Below are 26,675 nucleotides of genomic sequence, written 5' to 3'. Positions count from 1 at the left end.
TCAAGGGTTGGCCAGCGCGTACGGCGGTAGACGCACACGCGCTGCCGTATGCCAGATACGAGAACCACGTTTCCACAGCATGTTACGCATTTGTGCAGCGCCGGCGCGCCAGCATCGGCCGCACGCACAGGAGAAGGTGATAACGTGGCTCTCCTGGTCTTCACGAGATTCGCGGCGGAAGGATATCGGCGCAAGTGCTCGCGCGCCGGCGCGCAGCCCGAGTAGGGTTGCCCAACGGCGACGGCCGGAAGCGGACTTGCCGCGACGGGCAAGCGATAGAGGAGTTTGGCATTGAGTCACGGACAGCCGTGTTGTCGGGCTGGTGAGCGGTGAGTGGCGGCACCCGCCAGAATGCCGCCGAAAAATCGGTTCCGGTGAACGAGGACGAAACCCCAAGCACTGCCGCCGAAATCCGGGCGCTGGCCGAACAGGCCGAGGCTGAGGCCGAAGAAGCGGAGGCCCTGGCCGCCGCAGCGCGCGCCCGCGCCCGGGCCATCCAATTGCGCCGCGAGGCCGAACTCGCCGAAACCAAGCAACGGGTCACCGAAGCGGCCGTCCCGGCAGAACCGGCCGAGGCGGATGAAACGGAACCCGCCGAGACCGAGGCACCCGACTCCCAGGCGGACGTCGACGACACCGAGGCGGTGGGCGAGCCGGAAACCGCCGAGACCGAAGAACCGGTTGCGGAGGCCGAGGATGCGTCCGCCGACACGGCGCAGCCGGCACCGCGCCGGGGCCGACTTGCCGGACGCCTGCGCCGGCCCAAGTGGTCCACGCTTGCCGCAAGCCTGGCGATCGTTGTCATCCTCGCCGCGCTGGCGGGAAGCGGCTACATGATCAAGGAGCATCGCGACGCGGTCCAGCAGCGTCAGCGTGCGGCCGAGTTCGTCGCCGCGGCGCGCCAGGGCGTCGTGACCCTGACGTCGCTGGACTTCAACAACGCCAAGCAAGGGGTGCAGCGCATCCTGGATAACTCCACCGGCTCGTTCAAGGACGACTTCCTGAAGATGGCCGACGATTTCACCAAGGTGGTGGAGCAGTCGAAGGTGGTGTCGCAAGGCAGCGTTCAGGCTGCGGCGGTGGAACTGGACACGATGACCAAGGATTCGGCGGTGGTACTGGTTGCCTCCACCTCTGAGGTCACGAACGCGGCCGGCGCCAAACAGGATCCACGCAATTACCGGCTGATCGTGACGGTCGCCCGCGACGGTGGCCAGCTCAAAATATCGAAAGTCGAGTTCGTGCCGTGACCGCAGAAGAAACATCGGCCCAGAAGACGGCTGAGGTCGAAGAAACCGGGGAGGTCGCAGAGGTCGAAACGACCGACGCCGAACAGCCCGCCGAGGACGTCGACGCCGTCGACGGCGGGCGAAAGGGGCAGGGTCGGCTGAAGCACCTTGTGGCGCAGGCGAGAAAGCGCTCGTCGGGAAAGGTTCTCCCAGCTCTGCTGGCGCTGCTCGTGGTCGCGTCGCTGGGCTTGCTCGGCGGGCTGTACTGGTTCACCTACCGGCCCGACCGGGCCACCGATGCGGCCGCCAACAAGGCGGCGATCTCGGCCGCCAGCGAGGGCACGGTGGCGGTGCTGTCGTATTCGCCCGACACCCTCGACCGCGACTTTTCTTCCGCGAAGTCGCATCTGACCGGCGACTTCCTGTCCTATTACGACCAATTCACCCAGCAGATCGTCGCCCCGGCCGCCAAGCAGAAATCGGTGAAGACCACCGCCGTCGTGCTTCATGCCGCGGTGTCGGAGCTGCACCCGGGTTCGGCCGTCGTGCTGCTGTTCGTCAACCAGAGCACGCAGAGCAAGGACCGGCCCGAGCCGACCTTCACCAACAGCAGCGTGTCGGTCACGCTGACGAAAGCCAATGGCAGATGGCTGATTTCGTCGTTCAACCCGGTATAGGGCTGTCGCGTTGAGCACCGGCGATATCCACTCGATGGTGATCGCGTCGGATTATCGCGTCCCCGACCCCACCCGGGTGTGGCCCTTGCTCGAGCGCAACAAGGCGGCGCTCGCCGACATCGGCGCACACCATGTGCTGGTCTACACGTCCACCCACGACTACGGCCGCGTGCTGGTGATGATCGGCGTGCACAGCCGCGAGCCCATCGTGGAACTGCTGCGCTCACGGGTGTTTTTCGATTGGTTCGACGCCGCCGGGGTCGAGGACATCCCGGCCGTCTTCGCCGGCGAGATCGTGGACCGGTACGTGCCGCAGCCGCCCGCGCCGGGGGCGCCCGGCGTGGTGGTGTGCGCGATCGCCTCCGTCGAGGACGTGTCGACCCTGACCGCGGGCGTCCGCTCGGCGATCGACAGGTTCACCGCGGCCGGCATCCGAAAGACCTGGGTCTTCCAGGCTTTCGACGACGAGCACGAGGTCCTGATACTGCAGGAGTTTCCCGACGAGGAGGGCGCGCGGCGGTGGATCGAGCATCCCGACGCCGCGGCGCAATGGATGTCGGGCGCCGGCGTCGGTGCCTACCCGCCCCTGTTCGTCGGGCGGTTCTTCGACATGATGCGCATCGAGGGGGACTGAGCGCCCGCGATGTTCGTATGCCTGTGCAACGGCGTCACCAGCCAGACGGTGGCCGAGGCCGTCGCTTCCGGGGCGTCGACGACCAAGGATGTCGCCCGGGCGTGCGGGGCGGGCGCCGACTGCGGGCGTTGCCGGCGAACCATCCAGGCGATACTGCGCTCGTCGCCACCGGGACGGGCCGCGCACCCGTTCTAGCGGGCGCCCTTCGGCGACATGGGACCGACGAGTTGGCCGAGCAGATGCGGTATGTCCAGCCGCGGCAGGACGACCTCGACGAACACCATGCGATCCTGGTTCTCGGCCGCCGCGGTGAAGGCGTCGTCGAGCTCGCCGTAGGTCTGCGCCCGGAACGTCAGATGGTCGGCCACCCCGAGCGCCCGGGGGATCTCTGTCCAAGTCCAGTTCACAATGTCGTTGTAAGGGGCCGTCTTTCCGTGAATCGCCCGCTCGACGGTGTAGCCGTCGTTGTTGACCACGACGATGACGGGGGACAACCCCTCGCGGGAGAAGGTTCCGAGCTCCTGGACGGTCAGTTGCGCGGCCCCGTCACCGATCAGCAACACGGTCCTGCGCTCCGGATGCGCCACCGCGGCGCCGACCGCTGCGGGCAACGTGTAACCGATTGAGCCCCAGAGCGGTTGGCCGATGAAGGTGACTCCCTGCGGCAACCGGTGATCGGCCATGCCGTAGAACGACGTGCCCTGGTCGGCGAGGACCACGTTTCCCGGTGTGAGCGCCACGCAGAGCCGGTCCCACACCATCTGCTGGGTCAGCGGCTGATCGCGCGCCGGGGCGGGCGGCGGCGGGTCGGCCGGGGGCGACGCCACGGCCGGGGAGGTGATGCCGCGCCGGACCAGGATGCCGGCCAACGCCTCCAGCGCGGCGCCCATCTCCAGCGGGGCGAAAACCTCACCGGCGACGCTGCTCTGGTACTGCCCGACGTCGATGGTCCGCGCCGGGTCGATCCGCTGGCTGAAGAAGCCGCTGACCATGTCGGTGAACACCACCCCCGCCGTGACCAGCACCGGCGCATCTTCAATCGCCGTGCGCACCCATTCGGCGCTTGCCGAACCCGCGTAGATACCAAGGAAATTCGGGGAGCTCTCGTCCAGCAGGCTCTTGCCCCACATCAACGTGGCGTGCGGCACCACGTCCGCGGACAGCAGCGCCTCGAGCTCTTTGACGGCCTGCAGGCGGTGGACCAGCAGATCGGCGAGCACGGTCAGCCGGTGGTCCGCGATCAGCCCCGCCGCGGCCTCGACGAACAGCGCCAACGCGCGCGGACTGGTGCCGCCGGTGTAGCGCGGCAGCGGCGCGTCGGGCGGTTCGGTGGGGAAGCGCGCCACGTCGGTGGACAGCAGGATGTAACCCGGCCGCTTCTGTTCGCGCACCTCGCTCAGCACCCGATCGATTTCCCTGCAGGCGGTTGCCGGCATGAGATTTGCTTGGGCGCAGGTGATTTCGCGGCTGATCCGGAAGAAGTGCTCGAAGTCGCCGTCGCCGAGCGAATGATGCAACGCGCGCCTGGTGCCCTGCGCGTCCTTCGACGGGCCGCCCACGATGTGCACGACCGGCACGTGTTCGGCGAAGCTGCCCGCGATCGCGTTGGCCGCCGAGAGCTCGCCGACCCCGAATGTCGTTACCACGGCTGACATTCCACGCAGCCGTCCGTACCCGTCGGCGGCGTAACCGGCGTTGAGCTCGTTGGCGCTGCCCACCCACCGAATCGTCGGGTGCGCGACGATGTGATCCAGGAATGCCAGGTTGTAGTCGCCGGGAACGCCGAAGATCTCGGAGACACCGAGCTCGGCGAGGCGGTCCAGCAGGTAGTCACCGACGGTGTAGACGGGATCAGTCACAAGCACGACGGTACGCCCGCTCGAAACCGTTCCGGCCGGCACGCCGTTCGCCTATTGTGCGGGCCATGGCAATCAAAGAATCCCGCGACATCGTCATCGAAGCCGGCCCGGAGGAGATTCTGGACGTCATCGCCGATTTCGAAGCGATGCCGGAGTGGTCGGAACCCCATCAGAGCGCCGAGGTGCTCGAGACCGGGGACGATGGGCGCCCCCGCAAGGTGAAGATGAAGGTCAAGGTCGCCGGGATCACCGACGAACAGGTGGTGGCCTACACCTGGGGCGCCAACGAGGTCAGCTGGAAGCTGGTGAGCTCCGCCCAGCAGAAGGCGCAGGACGGGAAGTACACCTTGGTGCCGCAGGGCACCGGGGGAGAAGCCACGCTGGTCAAGTTCGATCTCTTCGCCGACCCCAACGTTCCCTTACCCGGCTTCGTCCTCAAGCGCGCCGTCAAAGGGACGATCGACTCGGCGACGAAGGCGCTGCGCGAGCGGGTGCTGCAAGTCAAGAAGGGCCAGTAATCACCGTGGGCGGCAGCGGCCCCCTGGCGGGGGTGCGGGTGATCGAACTCGGCGGCATCGGACCGGGACCGCACGCCGGAATGATCCTCGCCGACTTGGGCGCCGACGTGGTGCGGGTGCGGCGACCCGGCGGCCTGACGATGCCGCCCGAGGACCGCGACCTGCTGCACCGCGGGAAGCGGATCGTCGACCTGGACGTCAAGACCCAGCCGGAAACGCTGCTCGATCTCGCCGCCAGGGCCGACGTGCTGCTGGACTGCTTTCGTCCCGGCACCTGCGAGCGGCTCGGCATCGGCCCCGACGACTGCGCGGCCGTCAATCCCCGGCTGATCTTCGCGCGGATCACCGGCTGGGGGCAGCAGGGGCCGGTGGCCCACACCGCCGGCCACGACATCAACTACCTGTCGCAGACCGGTGCCCTCTCGGCGCTGGGCTACCGGGATCGTCCGCCCATGCCGCCGCTGAACCTGGTCGCCGACTTCGGCGGCGGTTCGATGCTGGTGCTGCTGGGCATCGCCGTAGCGCTGTACGAGCGGGAACGCTCGGGCAAGGGTCAGGTGGTCGACGCCGCGATGGTCGACGGCGTCAGCCTGCTCGCTCAGATGATGTGGACGATGAAGTCGACCGGTTCACTGCGCGACGAGCGTGAATCGTTTCTGCTCGACGGCGGGGCCCCGTTCTACCGCTGCTACGAGACCTCCGACGGCAAGTACATGGCCGTCGGCGCCATCGAGCCGCAGTTCTTCGCGGCGTTGCTGGCCGGGCTGGGCCTTTCTCCCGACGACGTGCCCGGCCAGCTCGACATCGGTTCGTACCCAAGGATGTACGAGGTGTTCGCCCAGCGGTTCGCCGGCCGGACCCGCGACGAGTGGACGAAAACCTTCGCCGGAACCGATGCCTGTGTCACACCGGTGCTGAGCTGGAGCGAAGCCGCCACGAACGACCACTTGACCGCGCGGTCGACGGTGATCACGGCCCATGGCGTCGAACAGGCCGCACCCGCGCCGCGCTTCTCCAGGACGCCGGCCGGGCCGGTCGGTCCGCCGCCGGCGACCACCACGCCGCTCGCCGAAATCGGCTGGTAAGCCGAGATTTCGGGCGAACACTGCCCACGCAGGGGGCGGCGGGGTTAAGTTGATCCGAGTGGCCGTAAAAGCATCACGAGAATTCGTCGTTGACGCGCCGCCAGCAGTGGTCATGGAGGCGCTGACGGATGTCGGCGTCCTCTCGTCGTGGTCGCCGCTGCACAAGCACATCGAGGTGATCGACCGTTACCCCGACGGCCGGCCCCACCACGTCAAGACCAAGATCAGGATCTTCGGGCTCGTCGACAAAGAGATCCTGGAATATCACTGGGGCCCCGACTGGGTGGTTTACGACGTCAAAGGGACCGCCCAGCAGCACGGCCAGCACGTCGAGTACAACCTCAAACCCGAGGGCATCGACAAGACCCGCGTGCGTTTCGACATCACCGTCGAACCGGCGGGGCCGATACCCCAATTCGTCGTCAAGCGGGCCACCGAAAACGTTCTCGATTCCGCGGTGAAGGGACTGAGCGACCTGGTCGGCGGCGGGGATTCGGCCACCCCGACCTAGTTGCAGCAGTGGCCGTACAAGCCTCGTCGGAAATCGTCATCGACGCGCCTCCCGAAGTCATCATGGACGCGCTCGCCGACATGGACACCGTGCCGTCGTGGTCCGCGGTGCACAAGAAGGCCGAAGTCATCGACACCTATCCCGACGGGCGGCCGTGCCACGTGAAGGTCACGATCCGGGTGATGGGCATTATCGACACGCAGTTGCTCGAGTACCACTGGGGACCGGACTGGATGGTGTGGGACGCCAAAAAGACCATCCACCAACACGGCCAGCACGGCGAGTACAACCTGACCCGCGAGGGCGACGACACGACCCGCGTGCGATTCGGCATCACCGTCGAGCCGTCGGCCCCACTGCCGGAGTTCTTGATCAACCGGGCCCGCAAGAAGATCCTGCACGCCGCGCTGGAGGGGCTCCGCAAGCGGGTGATGCAGGGCTAGGCTAGGCGCCCTCGCGCAGCGCGGCCAGTCGCCGGATGGCCTCGTCGAGGGTGTCGTCGCGTTTGCAGAACGTGAAGCGCACCAGGTGATTCCATACCTTGGCTTGTTCAGCCGCGTGGGACGCCGCCGGATCGCAGAACGCAGACATCGGGATGGCGGCCACGCCGACCCTCTCCGGCAGGGCCGCGCAGAACGCGGTGCTGTCGTCGTACCCGAGCGGGCGCGGGTCGGCGCACAGGAAGTAGGTGCCGTCGCTGTCGTGCACCGCAAAGCCGATCTCGGTGAGCCCGGCCGCCAGCCGATCCCGCCGGGCCTGCAACGACCGGCGCAGGCAGGCCACCCAGGCGTCCTCGGTGTCCAGCGCCAGGGCCACCGCCGGCTGGAACGGCGCCCCGCCGACGTAGCTCAGATACTGTTTCGCCGCACGCACCCCGGTGATGAGTTGCGCTGGCCCGCAAGCCCATCCGATCTTCCACCCGGTGCAGTTGAACATCTTGGCCGCGCTGGAGATGGTGATGGTGCGCTCGGCCATGCCGTCAAAGGCGGCCAGCGGCAGGTGCTTCCTGCCGTTCGGGCCGTCGAACACCAGGTGCTCGTACACCTCGTCGGTGATCACGAGGAGGTCGGCCGCCACCGCGATCTCCGCGATGGCCGCGAGATCGGCCGCGCTCAACACCGTGCCGGTCGGGTTGTGCGGCGAGTTGACGATCAGCGCGCGGGTCCGCGGCGTCACCGCGCGCCGCAGGGCGTCGGCGTCGAGGGCGAAGCCGCGCCCGTCGGGGACCAGCGGCACCGCGACGCGGTGCGCGCAGGCCATCGCCACCACCGGGGAGTAGGAGTCGTAGAACGGTTCGATCAGGATCACTTCCGAGCCCGGCTCGACCAGCCCGATCACCGCCGCGGCGATGGCCTCGGTCGCGCCGACCGTCACCAGCACCTCGGTGTCGGGGTCGTACTCGACGCCGAAATGCCGCCGCCGGTGCGCGGCGACCGCCTCGCGCAGCGGCGCGATCCCGATCCCGGGCGGGTACTGGTTCGCGCCCGCGGCGATGGCGTCCTGCGCGGCCTTCAGCAACGCCGGCGGCCCGTCCTCGTCGGGAAAGCCCTGGCCGAGGTTCACCGCGCCGATCCGCGTGGCCAGCGCCGACATCTCGGCGAACACCGTCGTCGCGTACGGCCGCAGCCGCGACACCGTCATAGAGGTTGAGCCTAAGGCCGGCGCTCCCACCGAGCGTGCGGCTGGCCGCACGTTCGGCGCCGAGCGTGCGGCTGGCCGCACATTCGGCGTTCTGGCCAGCGCCATTACTCCCAACCAACAGGTTGGTTTAGGGTGTAATCCGGATCCGAACCCCCATTTGTGAAGAGGAACCCGACATGTCCGAAGAAGCCTTCGTCTACGAGGCCATCCGCACCCCGCGCGGCAAGCAGAAGAACGGGTCGTTGACCGAGGTCAAGCCGCTGAACCTGGTCGTCGGCCTGATCGAGGAGCTGCGCAGGCGCAATCCCGACCTGGACGAGAACCTGATCAGCGACGTCATCCTGGGCTGCGTGTCACCGGTCGGTGACCAGGGCGGCGACATCGCCCGCACCGCGGTGATCGCGGCCGGCATGCCCGACACCGTCGGCGGCGTGCAGCTCAACCGCTTCTGCGCCTCCGGGCTGGAAGCCGTCAACACCGCCGCCCAGAAGGTCCGCTCCGGCTGGGACGACATGGTGCTCGCCGGCGGTGTGGAGTCGATGAGCCGCGTGCCGATGGGCTCCGACGGCGGCGCGATGATGGCCGACCCCGCCACCTCCTACGACGCCTACATCGTGCCGCAGGGCATCGGTGCGGACCTGATCGCCACCATCGAGGGCTTCTCCCGCGACGACGTGGACGCCTACGCGCTGCGCTCGCAGCAGCTCGCGGCCGAGGCGTGGTCGGGCGGCTACTTCGCCAAGTCGGTGGTGCCGGTCCGCGACCAGAACGGCCTGCTGATCCTCGACCACGACGAGCACATGCGCCCCGACACCACCATGGAGGGCCTGGCCAAGCTGAAGCCCGCCTTCGAGGGGCTGGCCGCGATGGCCGGCTTCGACGACGTGGCGCTGCAGAAGTACCACTGGGTCGAGAAGATCAACCACGTCCACACCGGAGGCAACAGCTCCGGCATCGTCGACGGCTCCGCGCTGGTGCTGATCGGCTCGGAAAAGGCGGGGAAGGCGGGCAATTTGACGCCCCGCGCCCGCATCGTCGCCACCGCCACCACCGGCTCCGACCCGACGATCATGCTGACCGGCCCGACGCCGGCCACCCAGAAGGCGCTCGACCGGGCGGGCCTGACCGTCGACGACATCGACCTGTTCGAGCTGAACGAGGCATTCGCGTCGGTCGTGCTGAAGTTCCAGAAGGACCTGAACATCCCCGACGAGAAGCTCAACGTCAACGGCGGCGCCATCGCGATGGGTCACCCGCTGGGCGCCACCGGCGCCATGATCTTGGGCACCATGGTCGACGAGCTGGAGCGCCGCAACGCCCGTCGCGCGCTGATCACGCTGTGCATCGGTGGCGGCATGGGCGTCGCGACGATCATCGAGAGGGTTTAAGACCATGGCAGAGAACACGATTCAGTGGGACAAGGACGCCGACGGCATCGTCACCCTGACCCTGGACGACCCGACCGGGTCGGCCAACGTGATGAACGAGCACTACAAGGAGTCCATGCACAAGGCCGTGGAACGCCTTGTCGCCGAGAAGGACTCGGTCACCGGCGTGGTGATCACCAGCGGCAAGAAGACGTTCTTCGCCGGCGGTGACCTCAAGCACATGATCAACGCCGGCCCGGAGAACGCCGGCGAGGTCTTCGCCGAGGTCGAGGACATCAAGCGCGACCTGCGTGCGTTGGAGACCCTGGGCAAGCCGGTGGTGGCCGCCATCAACGGCGCGGCGCTGGGCGGCGGGCTGGAGATCGCGCTGGCCTGCCACCACCGCATCGTCGCCGACGTCAAGGGCGTTCAGATCGGCCTGCCCGAGGTCACGCTGGGTCTGCTGCCCGGTGGCGGCGGCGTCACCCGCACGGTGCGGATGCTGGGCATCCAGAACGCGTTCGTCAACGTGCTGAGCCAGGGCACCCGGTTCAAGCCGGCCGCGGCGAAGGACAACGGGCTGGTCGACGAAATCGTTTCCAGCGTCGAGGAACTGGTGCCCGCCGCCAAGGCGTGGATCAAGGCCAACCCCGAGGCCCACACCCAGCCGTGGGACGTCAAGGGCTACAAGATCCCCGGCGGAACCCCGAGCAGCCCGGCGCTGGCGGCGATCCTGCCGTCGTTCCCGTCGCTGCTGCGCAAGCAGCTCAAGGGCGCGCCGATGCCGGCGCCGCGCGCCATCCTGGCCGCGGCCGTCGAGGGCACGCAGGTGGACTTCGACACCGCCACCCGCATCGAGAGCCGCTACTTCACCGAACTGGTCACGGGCCAGGTCGCCAAGAACATGATCCAGGCGTTCTTCTTCGACCTGCAGACCATCAACGGCGGCGGCTCGCGTCCGGAGGGGATCGGCAAGACCCCGATCACCAAGATCGGTGTGCTCGGCGCCGGCATGATGGGCGCCGGCATCGCCTACGTCTCGGCCAAGGCCGGGTTCGACGTGGTGCTCAAGGACGTCAGCCTCGAGGCCGCGCAGAAGGGCAAGGGCTACTCCGAGAAGCTGGAGGCCAAGGCGCTGGAACGCGGCAAGACCAGCAAGGAGCGCTCCGACGCGTTGCTGGCCCGCATCACGCCGACCGCCGACGCGGCGGACTTCGCCGGCGTCGACTTCGTGATCGAGGCGGTGTTCGAGAACCAGGACCTCAAGCACAAGGTGTTCCAGGAGATCGAGGACGTCGTCGAGCCGAACGCGGTGCTCGGGTCCAACACCTCGACGCTGCCGATCACCGGTCTGGCGACCGGCGTGAAGCGGCAGGAGGACTTCATCGGGATCCACTTCTTCTCGCCGGTCGACAAGATGCCGCTCGTCGAGATCATCAAGGGTGAAAAGACATCCGACGAGGCGCTGGCCCGCGTGTTCGACTACACCCTGGCGATCGGCAAGACCCCGATCGTCGTCAACGACAGCCGCGGTTTCTTCACCTCCCGCGTGATCGGCACCTTCGTCAACGAGGCGCTGGCCATGCTCGGTGAGGGCGTCGAGCCGGCCAGCGTGGAGCACGCCGGTTCGCAGGCCGGGTACCCCGCGCCGCCGCTGCAGCTGTCCGACGAGCTCAACCTGGAACTCATGCACAAGATCGCCGTCGCCACCCGTAAGGGCGTCGAGGACGCCGGCGGCACCTACGATCCGCACCCGGCGGAAGCCGTCGTCGAGAAGATGATCGAGATCGGGCGGTCCGGCCGGTTGAAGGGTGCGGGCTTCTACGAGTACGTCGACGGCAAGCGGACCGGCCTGTGGCCGGGGCTGCGCGAGACGTTCAAGTCGGGCTCGTCACAGCCGCCGTTGCAGGACATGATCGACCGGATGCTGTTCGCCGAGGCGCTCGAGACCCAGAAGTGCCTCGACGAGGGCGTGCTGACGTCGACCGCCGACGCGAACATCGGGTCCATCATGGGCATCGGCTTCCCGCCGTGGACCGGTGGCAGCGCGCAGTTCATCGTCGGGTATTCCGGTCCGGCCGGTACGGGCAAGGAGGCCTTCGTGGCCCGGGCCCGCGAGCTTGCCGAGAAGTACGGCGAGCGCTTCAACCCGCCGGGTTCGCTGACGTAGTTTCCGCGTGTGCGAAGGCCCCCGAACACGGTGTGTTGGGGGGCTTTTGCTCGCGTCGAGATATAACTGGCTGCGACGTTCGCCGGCGTGTCGTCGCAACCGTTTATGTGTCGCGGCCCGCGCGCCGGCCTCAGCCGATGGCGGCCGCGATGCGGCGCCACTGCTCACGGGGGAATTCCCTCGGGTCTCCCGTGAGCACCTGCACGCAGACGTGGTCGGCGCCGGCCGCGTGGTGCTCGGCGACCCGGGCCAAGACGGCCTGTTCGTCGCCCCACGCGATGATCGCGTCGACGAGCCGATCGCTCACCTGCGACAGGTCCTCTTCCGAAAACCCGCTGCGCAGTAAGTTGTTCGCGTAGTTCGGTAGCCCCAGGTATCCCCTGAGGAAGTCGCGCCCGATGCGGCGCGCCTCGTCCGCGTCCTCGGTGAGGACGACGCCCTGTTCCGGCAGCAGCAGCGGTCCCTCGCCCAGCACCGAACGGGCGAAGGCGGTGTGGTCGGGGCTCACCAGGTAGGGGTGGGCGCCGCGTCCGCGCTCGGCGGACAGCTCGAGCATCTTCGGGCCGAGTGCGGCGAGAACCCGCCGATCGACGGGGACCGGGCGCTGGGCCTCGTCCAGCCCGTCGAGGAACGACGCGGTGGCCGCGAGCGGCTTGCGGTAGCGCCCAGGCTCTTTGGCGTCGATCAGGGGCGCGTGGCTGACCCCGATTCCCAACAGGAAGCGGTCACCGTGCTCTTCGGTCAGCGTGGCGAGAGACTCGGCGACGTCACCGGCCGAGTGCATCCACAGGTTGAGGATCCCGGTGGCGATCACCGTGCGCTCGGTCGCCGCGAGCAGCCGCCTCACCGCGTCGAGCACGGACCCGCTGACGTCGGGTATCCACAGCGCCGTGAAACCCAACTCATCCAATTCCGCTGCGGCTTCGGCGGATTCGGCTGGGTCGCCGTAGTGCAATTGGCTGCTCCAAATGCCGACACCGGTCAGATCCATGCGGGTCATTCCTCTCGTGACTTGAGCGCTTGACTGTCGATTGCGTCGTAGTCGGGCACGCGCATCGATTCGTGCATCCGCACGCCCTTGGTGTTCAACTTCGCCAGCGTCCGGGAGAGCGAGCCCGGCATCGATGAGACCAGCTGTAGCCCACGGGTCAGCGCCCAGACTCCCGCCCGCGAACCGGGGATGATGGTTCGGGCGGCGCCGCGCGCGAAGGCCCGGCTGAGGTGCACGGGCTCGCGCATCGCCAGCTCGTAGGCGGCGAACGCGCGCAGGTGGTCGCCGTCCGCCCTGGCCAGCTCCCCGGCCAGCACGTAGGCGCCGAGGACGGCGAGGCTGGTGCTGCCGCCGACCGCGGGACCGGGGCAGTAGCCCGCGTCACCGACCAGGGTGACCCGTCGGCGCGACCAGATGTTCATGCTGAGTTGGCTGATCGCGTCGAAGTAGAAAGCCGGCGTCCGGTCGATTTCCTCCAGCCAGCGGTCCACGCGGGGATGCATGCCCGCGTACGCGCCGCGCAGTATTTCCTGCTGCCGCAACAAATCTCGGTGATCGTAGTCGAGTTCGGCCTTGCTGCGGAACATGAACACCACCCGGGCGTCGTCGAGGTGCTCGGCGGTGTAGATCGCCGCGAGCCGGCCGACCCCGAGGTGGCCGACCATCTCGTTGGGTTCGGCCAGCGACTTCGGTGCGGACATCACCGCCAGGTAGCCGCCGAGGAAGCGGGTCAGGCTGTCCTCCGCGCCGAAGGTCAGGCGCCGTACGTTGGAGTGCAGCCCGTCGGCGCCGACGATGACGTCGAACCTGCGGGGCGGGGCATGCTCGAATGTCACGGCGCCGTCGTGGTCGATGGCCGTGATGGAGTCGCCGAACAGGTACTCCACGTCGTCGCGGGCGGCGTCGTAGTAGATCTCGCTGAGATCGTCGCGCATGATCTCGACGTGCCGGTCCGACGCGACGCCGACGAGCTTGGTGAGGTCGACGACGGTGGCTCCCGGTCGGCCTTCCCGATACATGGTCATGCGATCGGTGCCCGTGGCGAGCGCCTCGATGCGCGGCAGGACGCCCATCTTCGTCGAGATCTCCATCGCCGGGCGGAACAGGTCGACGGCGTGGCCCCCGGTCTTGCGCAGCGTCGACGCGCGCTCGACCACGGTGACGTCGATGCCTCGGCGGGTCAGCCAATACGCCAGCACCGGCCCGGCGATGCTGGCACCGGAGATCAGAACCCGCATGGGCGTCAGCCTACGGCCGAGACCGGCGGCGCGGCTCAGCGGATGCTCGCGCTACGGGTCTAGTTCTGGTCCTGCGCGTTCTGGGTGAAGATGTCGCCGGACGTCTGGCCGTTGTCGTTGACGAAGTTGGTGTCGTCGGTGGCGAACGGCGCGGCGGCCGGCAGGCCGGACGCGAAAGCCGTTGCGGTGCCGGCTGTGTGCGCGGCGGCGAACAGCGCAAGCGTCGCGGCGGTCGCTGCGCCGGCGAAGATCAGTCGCGCCGTGTGGACGTGCCGACGCCGCGATGGATTGACCGGGTGCCCGAGGTTGGTCATGCATCCGGTTTAAGGGTCGTCCGTCAGCGGCGGCTGGGGCCGAGCTATTGATCCGCTGTGAGGCTGACGGCGCTAGAGTCCCGTGCTATGCGCTTTGGTCTCTTCATTCCGCAGGGCTGGCGAATGGATCTGGTCGGCATCGAGCCCGACAAACACTGGGCGGTGATGCGCGACCTGGCCGCCTACGCGGACGACACCGCATGGGACTCGCTGTGGGTCTACGACCACTTCCACACCGTCCCGATGCCGACGGGTGAAGCCACCCACGAGGCGTGGTCACTGATGGCGGCCTACGCGGCGACCACGTCGAGAATCAAGCTCGGCCAGATGTGCACGGCCATGAGCTACCGCAATCCGGTCTATCTGGCCAAGGTTGCAGCGACCGCCGACATCATCTCCGGCGGCCGGATTCAGATGGGCATCGGCGGCGGGTGGTACGAACATGAGTGGCGCGCTTACGGTTACGGCTTCCCGTCGGCCAGGGTACGGCTGGCCCGGCTGGACGAAGGTGTACAGATAATGCGCGACGCCTGGCGCGACGGCAAAGTGAGCTTCGACGGCGAGCACTACCAGGTCGACGGCGCGATCGTCGCCCCGAAGCCGCTGCAGGACAACGGGATACCGATGTGGATCGCCGGGGGCGGCGAAAAGGTGACGTTGCGCATCGCCGCCAAGTACGCGCAATACACCAACTTCAGCCCGGAGCCCGAGGCGTTCGCGCACAAGTCGGAGGTGCTGGCGCAGCATTGCCGCGAGGTGGGCACCGACTTCGGGGCGATCGTCCGTTCGGTCAACGTCAACGCGGTCGTCGGCCCATCGGAGGGTGACGTCAAGGACCGGCTGCAGCGGGTGCGCGACCGCATGGCCGGCTACGTGCCCGAGGCGGCGGCGGACGCGATGATAGCCAACACGAGCGGACCGGATTCGGCGGCGGGCACGCCCGAACAGGTGATCGAGCGGATCGCGAAGCTCCGCGACCTCGGCTGCGAATACGCGATCTGCTACTTCCCGGAGGCCGCGTACGACCGTTCCGGCATCGAGTTGTTCGAGCGGGAAGTGATTCCCGCGCTGAGCTAGCAGCGATCGCGAGCGCGGCGAAGCCGGGCGAAGCGGGTCGCGACCGTGAGTCAGATATCGGTGGTGGAGTAGCGGGTCTTGACGGGGGCGGCGGCGAGCAGCGGAGGCAGCTCGGTCAGTTTGCCTTCACCGGCCCGGAAGGCGCGGTACGCCTCGTCGTGCTCGACGCTCTGCCAGAGCTCGTAGATCAGCCAGTGCGCCTCGTCGTCCTCGTCGACGAGCACGTCGGTCCCGAGGTTGCCCGCGAAGGCGCGGGTGTCCTTGAGCGCTCGGCCCATGACCTCGCGGGCCGCCTGCACCGCGTCGGGCTTGAACCTGAGCTCGAGTGTCACCGTCACCGGCATGGTGGTCTCCTCACGTCGCACGCATCCTCGCCAAGATAGCTCGGCCGGCCAAGACCGCGGCGACCCGTATGCAACGAGAATGCGCTTTCCACTTTTCGGAAACCTGTTATACGGTTCAGTGAGCAATATTCTGTTGCGCACTGTGGACGCTCCTGGAGGATCCCTCGATGCAGAAGGCGCTGGCCCCCGAAATCTCGACCTGGCCCGACGAGAACCCGCAGCTCATCGGGAGTCGCTGTGGCAGCTGCGGTGCCACCACCTTCCCGGTGCAGCAGTGGTGCCCGCGGTGCAGCGGCGGGGAGATGACGGAATTGTTGTTGCCGCGCCGCGGAACCCTGGTCGCGTGGACCACCCAAGGTTTCCCGCCCGGGGCGCCCTTCGCCGGTCCGACCGGGAAGGACTTCGTGCCGTTCGGCGTCGGCCTGGTTCAGCTGGGCGACATCATTCGGGTCGAGGGACGGCTGACCGAGAACGACCCGGCCAAGTTGCAGTTCGGTCAGGAGGTCGAGCTGACCATGCTGCCGTTGACCACCGACGAGGAAGGCGCCGACGTCATGACATTCGCCTTCCAGCCGGTCTAGAAAGGAGCGTCAGATGACGAACGACGTTGCCATCATCGGCGTCGGCCTGCACCCGTTCGGCAGGTTCGACAAGACCGCCATGCAGATGGGGGCCGAGGCCATCCAGGCCGCGCTCACCGACGCCGGTGTGGAGTGGAAGGACATCCAGTTCGGCTTCGGCGGCAGCCACGAGGTCTCCAACCCCGACGCGGTGACCCGCCTGGTCGGGCTGACCGGTATCACCTTCACCAACGTGTTCAACGCCTGCGCCACCGCCGCGAGCGCCATTCAGCAGACCGCCGACACCATCCGGCTGGGCAAGTACGACATCGGCATCGCGATCGGTTTGGACAAGCATCCGCGTGGCGCGTTCACCGATGACCCCGCCAAGCTGGCGCTGCCGCAGTGGTACGCGCAGAACGGCCAGTTCGTCACCACCAAGTTCTTCGGCATGAAGGCCAACAAGTACCTCCACGACCACAACATCTCCCAGGCCACCCTCGCCAAGGTCGCCGCGAAGAACTTCCGCAACGGCGCGCTGAACCCGAATGCGTTCCGCCGCAAGCCGATTCCCGAGGAGGAGATCCTCAACTCGGCCGTGCTCAACTACCCGTTGACCCAGTACATGTTCTGCGCGCCCGACGAGGGGGCCGCCGCGGTGATCATGTGCCGCGCCGACATGGCGCACAAGTACACCGACAAGCCGGTCTATGTGCGCGCCTGCGAGATCCGGACCCGCCGCTACGGCGCCTACGAGGTGCACGCCACCTTCGCCCCGCCGGACGAGGACGTCTCGCCGACGGTGTACGCCGCCAAGGCGGCCTACGAGGCGGCCGGCATCGGGCCCGAGGACGTCGACGTGGCCCAGCTGCAGGACACCGACGCCGGAAACGAGGTCATCCACATGGCCGAGACCGGCCTGTGCGCCGACGGGGAGCAGGAGAAGCTGGTGGCCGACGGGGCCACCGAGATTCACGGCCCGATGCCCGTCAACACCGACGGCGGCCTGATCGCGAACGGCGAGCCGATCGGCGCGTCGGGCCTGCGCCAGATGCACGAGCTGGTGCGCCAGCTGCGCGGCGAGGCGGGCGAGCGTCAGGTGCCCGGCAACCCGCGCGTCGGCCTGGCGCAGGTGTACGGCGCACCGGGCACCGCGTCGGCGACGATCCTGTCGCGCTAGATCGCCGGGCCCAGCAGGTCGTCCGCGTCGCGGATGACGTAGCCGTAGCCCTGTTCGGCCAGGAAGCGCTGGCGGTGCGCGGCGTACTCGGCGTCCAGGCTGTCGCGGGCGACCACGGAATAGAAGATGGCGCCGCCACCGTCGGACTTGGGCCGCAGCAACCTGCCCAGCCGCTGGGCCTCCTCCTGGCGCGACCCGAAGGTGCCCGAAACCTGCACCGCGACAGATGCTTCCGGTAGGTCGATGGAGAAGTTGGCGACCTTCGACACCACCAGCGTCGACACCTCGCCGCGCCGGAAGGCGTCGAACAGCGCCTCGCGCTCCTTGGTGCGGGTCGAGCCCTGGATCACCGGGGCGTTCAGTTCGGCGCCGAGCTCGTCGAGCTGATCCAGATACGCGCCGATCACCAGGGTCTGCTCGCCGGGATGTTTCTCCAGGATCGACCTGACCACCGCGATCTTGGTGTGCACCGTCGAGCACAGCCGGTACCGCTCCTCGGGTTCGGCCGTCGCGTAAGTCATCCGCTCGCTGTCGGTCATGGTGACCCGCACCTCGACGCACTCGGCCGGCGCGATCCAGCCCTGCGCCTCGATGTCCTTCCACGGCGCGTCGTAGCGCTTCGGGCCGATCAACGAAAACACGTCGCCCTCGCGGCCGTCCTCGCGGATCAGCGTGGCGGTCAGGCCCAGCCGCCGCTTGGACTGCAGGTCGGCCGTCATCCGGAACACCGGCGCCGGCAGCAGGTGCACCTCGTCGTAGATGATCAGCCCCCAGTCGCGGCTGTCGAACAGCTCCAGGTGCCGGTACTCGCCCTTGGTGCGGCGGGTGATCATCTGGTAAGTCGAGATGGTGACCGGCCGGATCTCCTTGCGTTCGCCCGAGTATTCGCCGATCTCGTCCTCGGTCAGCGAGGTGCGCGCGACCAGCTCGCGCTTCCATTGCCGCGCGGCCACGATGTTGGTGACCAGGATCAGCGTCGTCGCACCGGCTTTCGCCATCGCGGCCGCGCCGACCAGTGTCTTGCCCGCGCCGCAGGGCAGCACCACCACCCCGGAGCCCCCGGCCCAGAACGAGTCCGCGGCCAGCTGCTGGTAATCGCGCAGATGCCAGCCGTCCTGATCCAGGCTGATCGGGTGCGCCTCGCCATCGACGTAACCGGCGAGATCCTCTGCGGGCCAGCCGATCTTGAGCAGCATCTGCTTGACCCGGCCGCGCTCGCTGTTGTGCACGACGACGGTGTCCTCGTCGATCCGCGCGCCCAGCATCGGCGCGATCTTCTTGTTGCGCAGCACCTCCTCGAGCACCGCGCGGTCCAGGCTGACCAGCGTCAGGCCGTGCGCCGGGTGCTTGATTAATTGCAGCCGGCCGTAGCGGGCCATGGTGTCGACGATGTCGACCAGCAGCGGCTGGGGCACCGCGTACCGGGAGAAGCTGACCAGCGCGTCGACCACCTGTTCGGCGTCGTGGCCGGCGGCTCGGGCGTTCCACAGCGCCAGCGGCGTGATGCGGTAGGTGTGCACGTGTTCGGGCGCGCGCTCCAGCTCGGCGAACGGCGCGATGGCGGCGCGCGCCTCGCCGGCCAGCTCGTGATCCACCTCGAGCAGCACCGTCTTGTCGGACTGCACGATCAACGGTCCGTCGGTCATAAGGTCATTATCCGGAGCCGGCCGACACCACCGACGTGATGCGGTGGATGGCGAAGTCACGCAGCCGCCCCGACGCCGAGTCGAAGGCCACCAGCTGCCCGCCCTTGATTGTGATCGGCGACACCACCCGCTGCGTGGCCACGCCGGCCGCGTCGAGGTAGCCGATCACCAGGGTGTCCTGGTCCTTGGCCGCGCGCTGCAGCAGCGACATGGTGACCGCCGGGTCGACGCGGATGTTCCCGAAGGGCGCGGCGGTCACCTTCCGCAGCACCGAGACGACGGCGTTCAGCGTCTCGCCGCTCGGGCGTGGCGGCGGGCGGTACGGGCGGCGCTGCTGCGGCGTGGGCACCCTGGCCCCGCGCGGCCGGACGTCGACGATGGAACCGGTGGAATCCTCGGCGGCCGGGGCGAAGCCCGCCTTGCGCAACGCGGCGAGCACCTCGGCGATCGGCGCCGGCGACACCGCCACCGTCGGCGCCAGCGCACGCAACTGCAGCTCCTCGGCGGCCGCCACGGCCTGTGCCAGCAGTGCCGGGTCCTCGCACCGCACGAACGAAGTGGCCATGCCGATCCGGAGCTGGCCATGCCGCCGGGCCACGTCGTCGATGAGATAGGTAAGCCCTTGCGGCACAGGAGTTTTGGAGTGCTTGGCGAAAAGGTCGTGCATCCAGTCGCGGGTCTTGCCGACGTCGAGGGCGTGTCGGATGGACTGCTCGCTGATGCGGTACACCATCGCAGTGCCGGCCGATTCGACGGTGGCGACCGTGGCCAGGTCGTCGGCGAGGTCGCGCTGCAACGGCCCGGGCACCACCACGGTCAGGTCGGCCTGCACCAGGAAGTGGTCGATCGGCGGCGGCATCGCCCGCGTCATCGCGTGCACCGCGGCCTCGGGGTCGCCGGCTTCGTCGAGCAGTGCCCGGCCGGGAGTACTGATCGCCCCGCGGCCCACCAGGCCCATCGCATGGCCCTCGGTCAGGAGGTCGGCGACGGGTTGCGGCTGCAGCCGCCTGGCCCAGCGCGGACGCCGCCAGATCAACGCCGCCGAAGCGGTGACCGCGTCCACGCCGGCACCGGGCGGCAGCCCGCACAGCATGCCGAGCAGCAGTCGGCGATCCAGCGGAGCGGCCGTCGAATACAGCGAATCCGTCAGCGCGCCATAGGGTTTGGCATCCGGGCCGCGAGTGCCGATCAGCGCCGGCCGGCTGGGCAGATCGAGCCAGGTGCCGGCCAGCAGGTGCCAGCGCTCGGCGGGGGGCATCGCGGTGAACCGTTCGGTGGCGGCCGTGGGGGCCCAATACGGCCCGTCGCCGTCGGGGGGCTCCGGGTCGGGCAGCCCGCTGGCGATCAATCCCGCCGCGGCGGCGATCTCCAGGATCAGGCCCAGCCGCGGCTCCTCGATGCCCGTCGCCTTGGCCAGCCGCTTGACCTCACGAATCCCCAGTCCGCCGCTGCGCAGCTCGGAAACCGGTGCGGCGCCCAGGGTTTGCAGCAGCAGGTCGAGCTCGCGCAACAGGTCGATGACGGCTCCCGCCGCCACCGCGTCGACGTCGGCGGGACGGTTGGTCGACACGATCGGGTCCGGGGCCGTCAGCTGCAGGGGGCCGGGGTCCTCGCCGCGCAACACCTGCCCCACATGGCGGGGCAGGATCACCGTCTCGGCATCGATGCGCCGCAGCAGGCCCTTCGCCAGCAGTTGCGGCACCGGCCGCTCCGCCGGGGCGCCGGGCGCGGCGTCGCGGGTGCGGCCCATCGGCGAACCTTCGAGCAGCTTCTCCAGCACGTCGAGCTGCGCCTGGTCGAGCCCGTCGATGAGGGCGGCGATCTCTTCGCCGGTCCGGGAGCTGTCCTCGAGCGTGACCTGCCCGGGATGCCACGGCAACGCCGTGCCGGCGTCGGCGGCCACCCGGACGGCCGTCTCGCCCCAGACCAGGGCGCGCTGCCTGAGGTCGTCGAGCGCGCCGAGCACGTCGGCCTCGTCGGCGCGATCACCGATGAGGGCCAGCAGCTTGGCGGTCGGCACCGGGGTGGAATCGGCCTGCAGCACCAGCAGCGCGTCGAGCACCGCCAGCCGGAGGAAGTCCAGGTCGTCGGTGGCGGCCTTGACCGACTGGCGCGCCTGTGCCCGCGCGGCCAGCGCGGCGATGCTGCCGGGCGGGGGCTGCGCGAGGTCTGGCCGGAGTTCGAGCAGCCGGATCAGCCGCTCGTCGGGTAGGTCGGCCAGCCAGGACCCCAGCGGGATATCCGGGGTGTTGTCGGTCATTGCTGACCAGCGTAAAGCAGGCGGCGGACCGAACGGCCACGCGCGCACGGCCTTGCGCTACACGCGCGTGCGCGACCTGTCAGAATGGACCGCGTGGCTGAAACTCCTGAGGGCAGGGCACGCAAGACCAACTACGTCGACAACGGCTGGCCGACGACGGACCCGGACGACCACGCCGTGAGCGAACTGGTCAGCGACCGGACGGGTGCGCTGTCGCCCTACGGCGAGCTGGTGTTCCCGCTGCCCGCGACCGACCTGCCCTACGTCCACCCGGTGACGGTCGTCAACCGGTAGGCCGCCCGGATGGCTAGGGCCTCTGAGGCCCCTGAGGTCCCCGAGGCCTCGGCGGGAACGCTGTCGCACCTCGACGAGCGCGGCGCGGCGCACATGGTCGACGTCACGGAGAAGGGCGCCACCAAGCGCACCGCCGTCGCCGCGGGCGCGCTGCGGACCTCGCCGCGGGTGGTGGCGCTGATCTCCACCGGCGGCCTGCCCAAGGGCGACGCGTTGGCCACGGCGCGGGTGGCGGGCATCCTGGCGGCTAAGCGCACCAGCGAGCTGATCCCGCTCTGCCATCAGCTGGCGCTCACCGGGGTCGACATCGACTTCGCCATCGGCGAGTCGGACATCGAGATCACCGCGACCGTGCGCAGCACCGACCGCACCGGGGTGGAGATGGAAGCGCTGACCGCGGTCAGCGTCGCCGGGCTGACGCTCTACGACATGATCAAAGCGGTCGACCCGGCCGCTCGCATCGACGACATCCGGGTACTGCGCAAGCAGGGCGGCAAAAGCGGAAGCTGGGAGCGGTGATGAGCGCGCGATCCGCACGGGTGATCATCGCTTCGACCCGCGCGTCGGCAGGGGCGTATGACGACCGGTGCGGGCCCATCATCGCGGAATGGCTTGAGCAGCAAGGGTTTTCGTCGGTACAGCCGGAGGTGGTCGCGGACGGGGAGCCGGTCGGGCAGGCGTTGCATGCCGCGCTGGACGCCGAGGTGGATCTGATCATCACCTCGGGCGGCACCGGGATCTCGCCGAGTGACAGCACGCCCGACCAGACGGTGGCGGTGCTCGACTACATGATTCCCGGGCTGGCCGACGCCATCCGCCGTTCCGGGCTGCCCAAGGTGCCGACCTCCGTGCTGTCGCGCGGCGTGTGCGGCGTGGCCGGCCGGACGTTGATCGTCAATCTGCCGGGTTCCCCCGGCGGGGTGCGCGACGGCCTCGGGGTGCTCGCCGACGTTCTCGACCACGCGCTGGACCAACTCGCCGGCGGGGATCACGAGCGATGACGCACGTCTTGCGCGCCGCCATGACCGAAGAGCCGATCTTTCTGGCCGAGCACGAAGAACTGGTCGGCCACCAGTCGGCCGGAGCCGTCGTCGGGTTCGTGGGCATGATCCGCGACCACGACGGCGGCCGCCGGGTGGTGCGGCTGGAGTATTCCGCGCACCCGTCGGCCGCGGAGGTCCTGGCCCAGGTGGTGGCCGAGGTCGCGGAGGAATCCAGCGGCGTGCGGGCCGTCGCCGCCAGCCACCGCATCGGCGTGCTGCACATCGGTGAGGCCGCGCTGGTATCGGCCGTCGCCGCCGACCATCGCGGGGCGGCGTTCGACACCTGCGCCCGCCTGGTGGACACCATCAAGGCGCGGCTGCCGGTGTGGAAGCACCAGTTCTTCGATGACGGCACCGAAGAGTGGGTGGGCTCGGCCTAGAGCCGCCGGGCCTGTTACCGACTCGGCGGCGTCAGCCTGCCTGAGGCGGCTGCGCCACCGCGTCCAGTGCGTCGTTCCCGTGGATGTCCGCGCCGCGGATGGCTTCCCACAGTTGCCTGGTGTAGCCGACGTTGGACGCGGGCTGCGGTGGGGCCGGCGCGTCGACGACGGGCGCGTCAGCGGGTGGCGCGGGCGGCAGGTCCGCGGGCGGCGGCGCCCGGGCGTCGGCCGGGGGAGCCGGCGGGACTGCGTCGGCCGGGGGAGCCGGCGGGACCGGCGCGTCGGCCGGGGCGGGCGCGGGCTGGCCGAAGGAGGTCAGCTGCACCGGCGGTGCCGGATCCGCGGGCGGCGGGGGGGCGGCGGCGGAGCGTCCGGCGGGGGCGCATCGGCGGGCGGCGGAGCCAGCGGGCCGGGGCCGCCGTTGAGCCCCGGCGCGTCCAGCGGGGCATCCATCCCCGCCGGCGCGGGGGCCGGCACCTCGCGCGGTGTGGCGCCCGACAGCGGGCCGCCGCAGACGGGCCAGGCGCCGCGGCCCTGAGTGGCCAACACCCGCTCGGCGACCGCGATCTGCTGTTCCTTGGTGGCCAGTTCGGCGGACGGGGCGTACTGGCCACCGCCGTGCGAAGCCCACGTGGCTGCGCTGAACTGCACGCCGCCGTGGTAGCCGTTGCCGGTGTTGATGGCCCAGTTGCCGCCCGACTCGCAGCGGGCTACTTGGTCCCACTCGCCGTCGGTGGCCGCGGCCGCCTGGCCGGCGAGGGCGATGCTGCCGCCACCAAGAACCGCCCCCGTGAAGGCGATCTTGGCGACGCTGATGCTGGAAGTGGTGGGCTTACGATGACGTCCACTCATGCGCGCGCGAATATTCCTCTCTCGTGACGCGCCTACGAGGTCAGCTGTCGGGTTCGGGTTGGAGAGGCCACCCGGCCAACGCCGTACTCCCATGGGAGCCGGCGTCGGCTTCACCCCAAGGAGCCGCAAGCGGCTCCAGTCCGATCGCGGTGGACCGGTGGGTCCCCCGCCTCCATCCAAAATGTCGGTGTCCCACACCTATGGATGGAGCTCGGCGCGATAGGTGTAGGAGGAACGCCGTTCGGTCGATTGACGAACCCTCGGAGACGCTAGCGCCTTCTGTTCGTCTCGTCACGTCTTGCGAAACCCGGCGTTTCCCTCACGGCCATGTGCGAAAAGCCCAGGAACACTAGGGATTTGCGCAGGTCATGGTGCCCGATATCGCGGCGTGATTTTGCCGTTATCGTTCCGTTACGTGAGGTATCTCACAGTTTCAGCCGCCGGCGAAGGGCGGTAAGACATCGATCGTGTTACCGGGGCGCAACGCCGCCGTTTCGTCGCGGACCGCGATGCCGTCGCAGAGATACGAGCAGCGGCTCAACACGGTGGCGAGGCGGGATCCACGAACGGCGAGCCGCTCGACCAGCCCGGCGACCGTCGTGCCGGCACGCACGACCAAATTCTCCGCGTCGACTCCCGCGGCGGCGCGCGCGGCGGCGAAGTAGCGGACCGTCACTTCGATGCCCTGCGCTTCGGCGGGGGCCTCCGTCGGGCTAGCCACCGATCGCGCTCATCGGCCGGACGGGCTGGACGAAGTCGGGATCGTTGATGCCGTGGCCGGCGGGCTTGGCCCACATCGCACCACGCCAGGCCGCCTCGATCGCGTCGTCGTTCGCGCCGCCGCGCAGCAGCCCCCGGAGATCGGTCTCCTCGGTCGAGAACAGGCAGCTGCGAACCTGGCCGTCGGCCGTGAGCCGGGTGCGGTCGCACGTGGAGCAGAAGGCATGAGACACCGACGCGATGACGCCGAATTTGCCGCTCGGGGTGCCCGGGCCGGTGTCGACCAGCCAGAGCTCGGCGGGCGCAGACCCGCGCGGCGCCGGGTCCGGGCGCAACCGGAAGTGCGGGCGCAGCGTCGCCAGCACATCGTCGGCGCTGAGCGCGGCGCCGCGGCGCCACTGATGCCCGGCGTCCAGCGGCATCTGCTCGATGACGCGCAGCTGATGGCCGTGCTCGAGGCAGAACCGCAACAGGCCGACCACGTCCTCGCGACCTGTCACCGGGTCGAGCACCGCGTTGACCTTGACCGGCGTCAGACCCGCCTCCTTTGCGGCCGCCAGGCCGTCCAGCACGTCGGCGAGCCGGTCCCGGCGGGTGATGGCCGCGAAGTGGTCACGGTCCACGCTGTCCATCGACACGTTGACGCGGTCCAGGCCCGCCTCGGCGAGCGCGGCGGCCCGCCGCGCCAGGCCCAGACCGTTGGTGGTCAGCGAGATCTCGGGGCGCGGCGTCAGTCCGGCCGCCGCGGCCACCACCTCTTCGAGGTGGCGCGCCAGCAACGGCTCACCCCCGGTGAACCGCACGCTGGTGATGCCGAGGCGGGTGACGGCGATGTACATCAGCCTGGCGAGCTCGTCGGGCCGCAGCAGTTGCTCTCCGGGCAGCCAGTCCAAGCCCTCGGCCGGCATGCAATAGCTGCAACGCAGGTTGCAGCGATCGGTCAGCGAGACCCGCAGGTCGGTGGCGGCACGCCCGTAGGTGTCCACGAGCGGGCCGCCGGCGGGAGCGTCTCGGGCCGCGGCGCCGGCAGTGCGGCCCGGCACCGTCGGTAGGCCCAATGCCGTCAGCGTCATGCGGGCACCGCCCCGAATCGGCCCGGCGAGTCGGGCGAGCTCACGGGAACGATCTCCTTGCCCAGCGGCATCAAAGACACCGGGATCAACTTGAGATTGGCCAGCGCCAGCGGGATGCCGACGATCGTCACCGCCATCGCCGCGGCGCTCACCAGGTGACCGATCGCCAGCCACAACCCGAACAGCACTATCCAGACGACATTTCCGATGAGGGCGCCCGTCCCGGCGGTGGGCTTGTCGACGATCGTCCGGCCGAACGGCCACAACGCGTACGACGCGATGCGAAGCGACGCGAAGCCGAAGGGAATGGTGACGATGAGCAGAAAGCTGACGAGCGCCGCGAGCAGGTATCCGGCGGCCATCCACAGGCCGCCGAACACGAGCCAGATGATGTTGAGGATCAGGCGCATAGCTCCCCTCCAAGCGGTAATGCCAGGGTACCCAGTGCCGGGTAACGGGGGTGCTCGGCAGGCGGGCAGCCGAGTAGGATCAGGATTCAACATGCGTCCTGCGCAGGCGGGACGCTTCTTGCGTCACCCAATCCAGTGATCCGTCAGACAAGCAGGTGAGACCAGTGCCGACCGGCAAGGTTAAGTGGTACGACGCCGAAAAGGGGTTCGGCTTCCTGTCGCAGGAGGACGGCGAGGACGTCTACGTCCGCTCGTCGGCGTTGCCCGCCGGGGTCGAGGGGCTCAAGGCGGGACAGCGGGTGGAATTCGGCGTCGCCTCCGGCCGGCGCGGACCGCAGGCCTTGAGCCTCAAGCTGATCGATCCCCCGCCCAGCCTTTCCAAGACGCGGCGGGAGGCGGCGCCCGTCGAGCACAAGCACAGCCCCGACGAGTTGCACGGGATGGTCGAGGACATGATCACGCTGCTGGAGGGCGCCGTGCAGCCCGAGTTGCGTAAGGGTCGCTACCCGGACCGCAAGACCGCCCGTCGGGTCTCCGAGGTGGTCAAGGCCGTGGCCCGGGAGCTCGACTCCTAACCGGCGTCGACTCGCAGCGAACCGGTG

General features: G+C 69.1%; 29 protein-coding genes, 1 pseudogene and 1 riboswitch. Of the genes and pseudogenes, 18 read left to right on the top strand and 12 right to left on the bottom strand.

Features of this window, described 5'->3' with window-relative positions; translation table 11 throughout:
• Positions 1–374: 374 nt before the first annotated feature.
• The 4 genes from A5696_RS06220 to A5696_RS06205 are packed head-to-tail and all read left to right on the top strand — an operon-like array spanning position 375 to position 2,735.
• Positions 375–1,250: a hypothetical protein gene (locus A5696_RS06220; protein ID WP_231964244.1), complete on the top strand. Its 876-nt coding sequence runs from the start codon at positions 375–377 to the stop codon at positions 1,248–1,250.
• Positions 1,226–1,906: a twin-arginine translocation pathway signal gene (locus A5696_RS06215; RefSeq protein WP_067874998.1), complete on the top strand. Its 681-nt coding sequence runs from the start codon at positions 1,226–1,228 to the stop codon at positions 1,904–1,906. Before A5696_RS06220 ends, A5696_RS06215 begins: the two co-directional genes overlap by 25 nt.
• A gap of 10 nt (positions 1,907–1,916) precedes the next feature.
• The gene (locus tag A5696_RS06210; RefSeq protein ID WP_067874995.1) at positions 1,917–2,540 is read left to right on the top strand and encodes a fatty-acid--CoA ligase; all 624 of its coding nucleotides are present in this window, start codon (positions 1,917–1,919) and stop codon (positions 2,538–2,540) included.
• Positions 2,541–2,549: 9 nt separating this feature from the next.
• Positions 2,550–2,735 carry a bacterioferritin-associated ferredoxin gene (locus A5696_RS06205; protein WP_067874991.1) on the top strand — a complete coding sequence of 62 codons (186 nt, stop codon included), beginning with the start codon at positions 2,550–2,552 and terminating at the stop codon, positions 2,733–2,735.
• Here the strand turns inward: A5696_RS06205 and A5696_RS06200 are convergent.
• The gene (locus A5696_RS06200) at positions 2,732–4,405 is read right to left on the bottom strand and encodes an alpha-keto acid decarboxylase family protein (RefSeq protein ID WP_156738273.1); all 1,674 of its coding nucleotides are present in this window, start codon (positions 4,403–4,405) and stop codon (positions 2,732–2,734) included. The two genes, A5696_RS06205 and A5696_RS06200, sit on opposite strands and share 4 nt — an antisense overlap.
• A 59-nt stretch (positions 4,406–4,464) precedes the next feature.
• Here A5696_RS06200 and A5696_RS06195 point away from each other — a divergent pair, with 59 nt between their 5' ends.
• The 4 genes from A5696_RS06195 to A5696_RS06180 are packed head-to-tail and all read left to right on the top strand — an operon-like array spanning position 4,465 to position 6,956.
• Entirely contained in the window at positions 4,465–4,917 is a 453-nt protein-coding gene (locus A5696_RS06195; protein ID WP_067874985.1) for an SRPBCC family protein, read from the top strand.
• Positions 4,917–6,002 carry a CaiB/BaiF CoA-transferase family protein gene (locus A5696_RS06190; RefSeq protein WP_156738277.1) on the top strand — a complete coding sequence of 362 codons (1,086 nt, stop codon included), beginning with the start codon at positions 4,917–4,919 and terminating at the stop codon, positions 6,000–6,002. Before A5696_RS06195 ends, A5696_RS06190 begins: the two co-directional genes overlap by 1 nt.
• A gap of 58 nt (positions 6,003–6,060) precedes the next feature.
• Positions 6,061–6,513: an SRPBCC family protein gene (locus A5696_RS06185; protein WP_082956561.1), complete on the top strand. Its 453-nt coding sequence runs from the start codon at positions 6,061–6,063 to the stop codon at positions 6,511–6,513.
• Between the two features lie 8 nt (positions 6,514–6,521).
• Complete coding sequence (locus A5696_RS06180; RefSeq protein ID WP_067874975.1) at positions 6,522–6,956, top strand: SRPBCC family protein; 435 nt, start codon at positions 6,522–6,524, stop codon at positions 6,954–6,956.
• Position 6,957: 1 nt separating this feature from the next.
• Here the strand turns inward: A5696_RS06180 and A5696_RS06175 are convergent, their stop codons facing one another.
• Positions 6,958–8,154: a pyridoxal phosphate-dependent aminotransferase gene (locus A5696_RS06175; RefSeq protein WP_067874972.1), complete on the bottom strand. Its 1,197-nt coding sequence runs from the start codon at positions 8,152–8,154 to the stop codon at positions 6,958–6,960.
• A gap of 176 nt (positions 8,155–8,330) precedes the next feature.
• Between A5696_RS06175 and A5696_RS06170 the strand changes: the two genes are divergently transcribed.
• Together A5696_RS06170 and A5696_RS06165 are read left to right on the top strand one after the other, a co-directional pair.
• Positions 8,331–9,542, top strand: coding sequence for an acetyl-CoA C-acetyltransferase (locus A5696_RS06170; RefSeq protein WP_067874969.1), 1,212 nt, complete (start codon positions 8,331–8,333; stop codon positions 9,540–9,542).
• A 4-nt stretch (positions 9,543–9,546) separates the two neighbouring features.
• Entirely contained in the window at positions 9,547–11,691 is a 2,145-nt protein-coding gene (locus A5696_RS06165) for a 3-hydroxyacyl-CoA dehydrogenase NAD-binding domain-containing protein (RefSeq protein ID WP_067874966.1), read from the top strand.
• Between the two features lie 130 nt (positions 11,692–11,821).
• Here the strand turns inward: A5696_RS06165 and A5696_RS06160 are convergent, their stop codons facing one another.
• From A5696_RS06160 to A5696_RS06150, 3 genes are read right to left on the bottom strand one after another with little or no spacing between them, the layout of a single operon-like run.
• On the bottom strand, positions 11,822–12,682 hold the full coding sequence (locus tag A5696_RS06160; protein WP_067875272.1) for an LLM class F420-dependent oxidoreductase: 861 nt from the start codon (positions 12,680–12,682) through the stop codon (positions 11,822–11,824).
• A gap of 5 nt (positions 12,683–12,687) precedes the next feature.
• On the bottom strand, positions 12,688–13,920 hold the full coding sequence (locus A5696_RS06155; RefSeq protein ID WP_067874963.1) for an FAD-dependent monooxygenase: 1,233 nt from the start codon (positions 13,918–13,920) through the stop codon (positions 12,688–12,690).
• Between the two features lie 59 nt (positions 13,921–13,979).
• Entirely contained in the window at positions 13,980–14,234 is a 255-nt protein-coding gene (locus A5696_RS06150; protein ID WP_067874961.1) for a hypothetical protein, read from the bottom strand.
• Between the two features lie 87 nt (positions 14,235–14,321).
• Here A5696_RS06150 and A5696_RS06145 point away from each other — a divergent pair, with 87 nt between their 5' ends.
• The gene (locus A5696_RS06145; protein WP_067874957.1) at positions 14,322–15,311 is read left to right on the top strand and encodes an LLM class F420-dependent oxidoreductase; all 990 of its coding nucleotides are present in this window, start codon (positions 14,322–14,324) and stop codon (positions 15,309–15,311) included.
• Between the two features lie 50 nt (positions 15,312–15,361).
• On the opposite strand, the gene A5696_RS06140 is transcribed toward A5696_RS06145, so the two are convergent.
• A complete protein-coding gene (locus A5696_RS06140; RefSeq protein WP_067874954.1) occupies positions 15,362–15,655 on the bottom strand; it encodes a putative quinol monooxygenase in 294 nt (97 codons plus the stop codon).
• A 167-nt stretch (positions 15,656–15,822) separates the two neighbouring features.
• On the opposite strand from A5696_RS06140, the gene A5696_RS06135 reads away from it, so the two are divergent.
• Together A5696_RS06135 and A5696_RS06130 are read left to right on the top strand one after the other, a co-directional pair.
• Complete coding sequence (locus A5696_RS06135) at positions 15,823–16,236, top strand: Zn-ribbon domain-containing OB-fold protein (protein WP_067874952.1); 414 nt, start codon at positions 15,823–15,825, stop codon at positions 16,234–16,236.
• A gap of 13 nt (positions 16,237–16,249) precedes the next feature.
• Entirely contained in the window at positions 16,250–17,395 is a 1,146-nt protein-coding gene (locus A5696_RS06130) for a thiolase family protein (protein WP_067874950.1), read from the top strand.
• Here the strand turns inward: A5696_RS06130 and A5696_RS06125 are convergent.
• Together A5696_RS06125 and A5696_RS06120 are read right to left on the bottom strand one after the other, a co-directional pair.
• On the bottom strand, positions 17,392–19,041 hold the full coding sequence (locus A5696_RS06125; RefSeq protein ID WP_067874947.1) for a DNA repair helicase XPB: 1,650 nt from the start codon (positions 19,039–19,041) through the stop codon (positions 17,392–17,394). The two genes, A5696_RS06130 and A5696_RS06125, sit on opposite strands and share 4 nt — an antisense overlap.
• A gap of 7 nt (positions 19,042–19,048) precedes the next feature.
• Entirely contained in the window at positions 19,049–21,301 is a 2,253-nt protein-coding gene (locus A5696_RS06120; RefSeq protein WP_067874944.1) for a helicase-associated domain-containing protein, read from the bottom strand.
• Positions 21,302–21,394: 93 nt separating this feature from the next.
• On the opposite strand from A5696_RS06120, the gene A5696_RS06115 reads away from it, so the two are divergent.
• From A5696_RS06115 to A5696_RS06100, 4 genes are read left to right on the top strand one after another with little or no spacing between them, the layout of a single operon-like run.
• Complete coding sequence (locus A5696_RS06115) at positions 21,395–21,595, top strand: hypothetical protein (protein ID WP_197516901.1); 201 nt, start codon at positions 21,395–21,397, stop codon at positions 21,593–21,595.
• Between the two features lie 9 nt (positions 21,596–21,604).
• Complete coding sequence (gene moaC / locus A5696_RS06110; protein ID WP_082956562.1) at positions 21,605–22,114, top strand: cyclic pyranopterin monophosphate synthase MoaC; 510 nt, start codon at positions 21,605–21,607, stop codon at positions 22,112–22,114.
• A complete protein-coding gene (locus A5696_RS06105) occupies positions 22,114–22,596 on the top strand; it encodes a molybdenum cofactor biosynthesis protein B (RefSeq protein ID WP_067874935.1) in 483 nt (160 codons plus the stop codon). Before moaC ends, A5696_RS06105 begins: the two co-directional genes overlap by 1 nt.
• Positions 22,593–23,018 (top strand): molybdenum cofactor biosynthesis protein MoaE, encoded by a 426-nt coding sequence (locus tag A5696_RS06100; protein WP_067874933.1) that lies wholly within the window; start codon positions 22,593–22,595, stop codon positions 23,016–23,018. The genes A5696_RS06105 and A5696_RS06100 overlap by 4 nt, the downstream gene beginning before the upstream one ends.
• A 31-nt stretch (positions 23,019–23,049) precedes the next feature.
• Here A5696_RS06100 and A5696_RS06095 read toward each other — a convergent pair.
• The 4 genes and pseudogenes from A5696_RS06095 to A5696_RS06080 all read right to left on the bottom strand — a co-directional run bounded on the left by A5696_RS06095 (position 23,050) and on the right by A5696_RS06080 (position 26,073).
• Positions 23,050–23,870, bottom strand: a pseudogene (locus tag A5696_RS06095) (transglycosylase family protein).
• Positions 23,871–23,883: 13 nt separating this feature from the next.
• A riboswitch (cyclic di-AMP (ydaO/yuaA leader) is annotated at positions 23,884–24,097 on the bottom strand.
• Between the two features lie 206 nt (positions 24,098–24,303).
• On the bottom strand, positions 24,304–24,591 hold the full coding sequence (locus tag A5696_RS06090; protein ID WP_067874930.1) for a MoaD/ThiS family protein: 288 nt from the start codon (positions 24,589–24,591) through the stop codon (positions 24,304–24,306).
• Positions 24,584–25,663 (bottom strand): GTP 3',8-cyclase MoaA, encoded by a 1,080-nt coding sequence (gene moaA / locus A5696_RS06085; RefSeq protein WP_067874927.1) that lies wholly within the window; start codon positions 25,661–25,663, stop codon positions 24,584–24,586. Before moaA ends, A5696_RS06090 begins: the two co-directional genes overlap by 8 nt.
• The gene (locus tag A5696_RS06080; RefSeq protein ID WP_067874924.1) at positions 25,660–26,073 is read right to left on the bottom strand and encodes a YccF domain-containing protein; all 414 of its coding nucleotides are present in this window, start codon (positions 26,071–26,073) and stop codon (positions 25,660–25,662) included. Before A5696_RS06080 ends, moaA begins: the two co-directional genes overlap by 4 nt.
• A gap of 164 nt (positions 26,074–26,237) precedes the next feature.
• Here A5696_RS06080 and A5696_RS06075 point away from each other — a divergent pair, with 164 nt between their 5' ends.
• Positions 26,238–26,648, top strand: a complete 411-nt coding sequence (locus A5696_RS06075; protein WP_067874920.1) for a cold-shock protein — start codon at positions 26,238–26,240, stop codon at positions 26,646–26,648.
• Positions 26,649–26,675 lie beyond the last annotated feature (27 nt).

The organism is Mycobacterium sp. E2699 (assembly GCF_001666745.1).
In the GTDB taxonomy this organism is placed as follows: Bacteria; Actinomycetota; Actinomycetes; order Mycobacteriales; family Mycobacteriaceae; genus Mycobacterium.
This window is presented reverse-complemented; position numbering and strand designations above follow the sequence as displayed.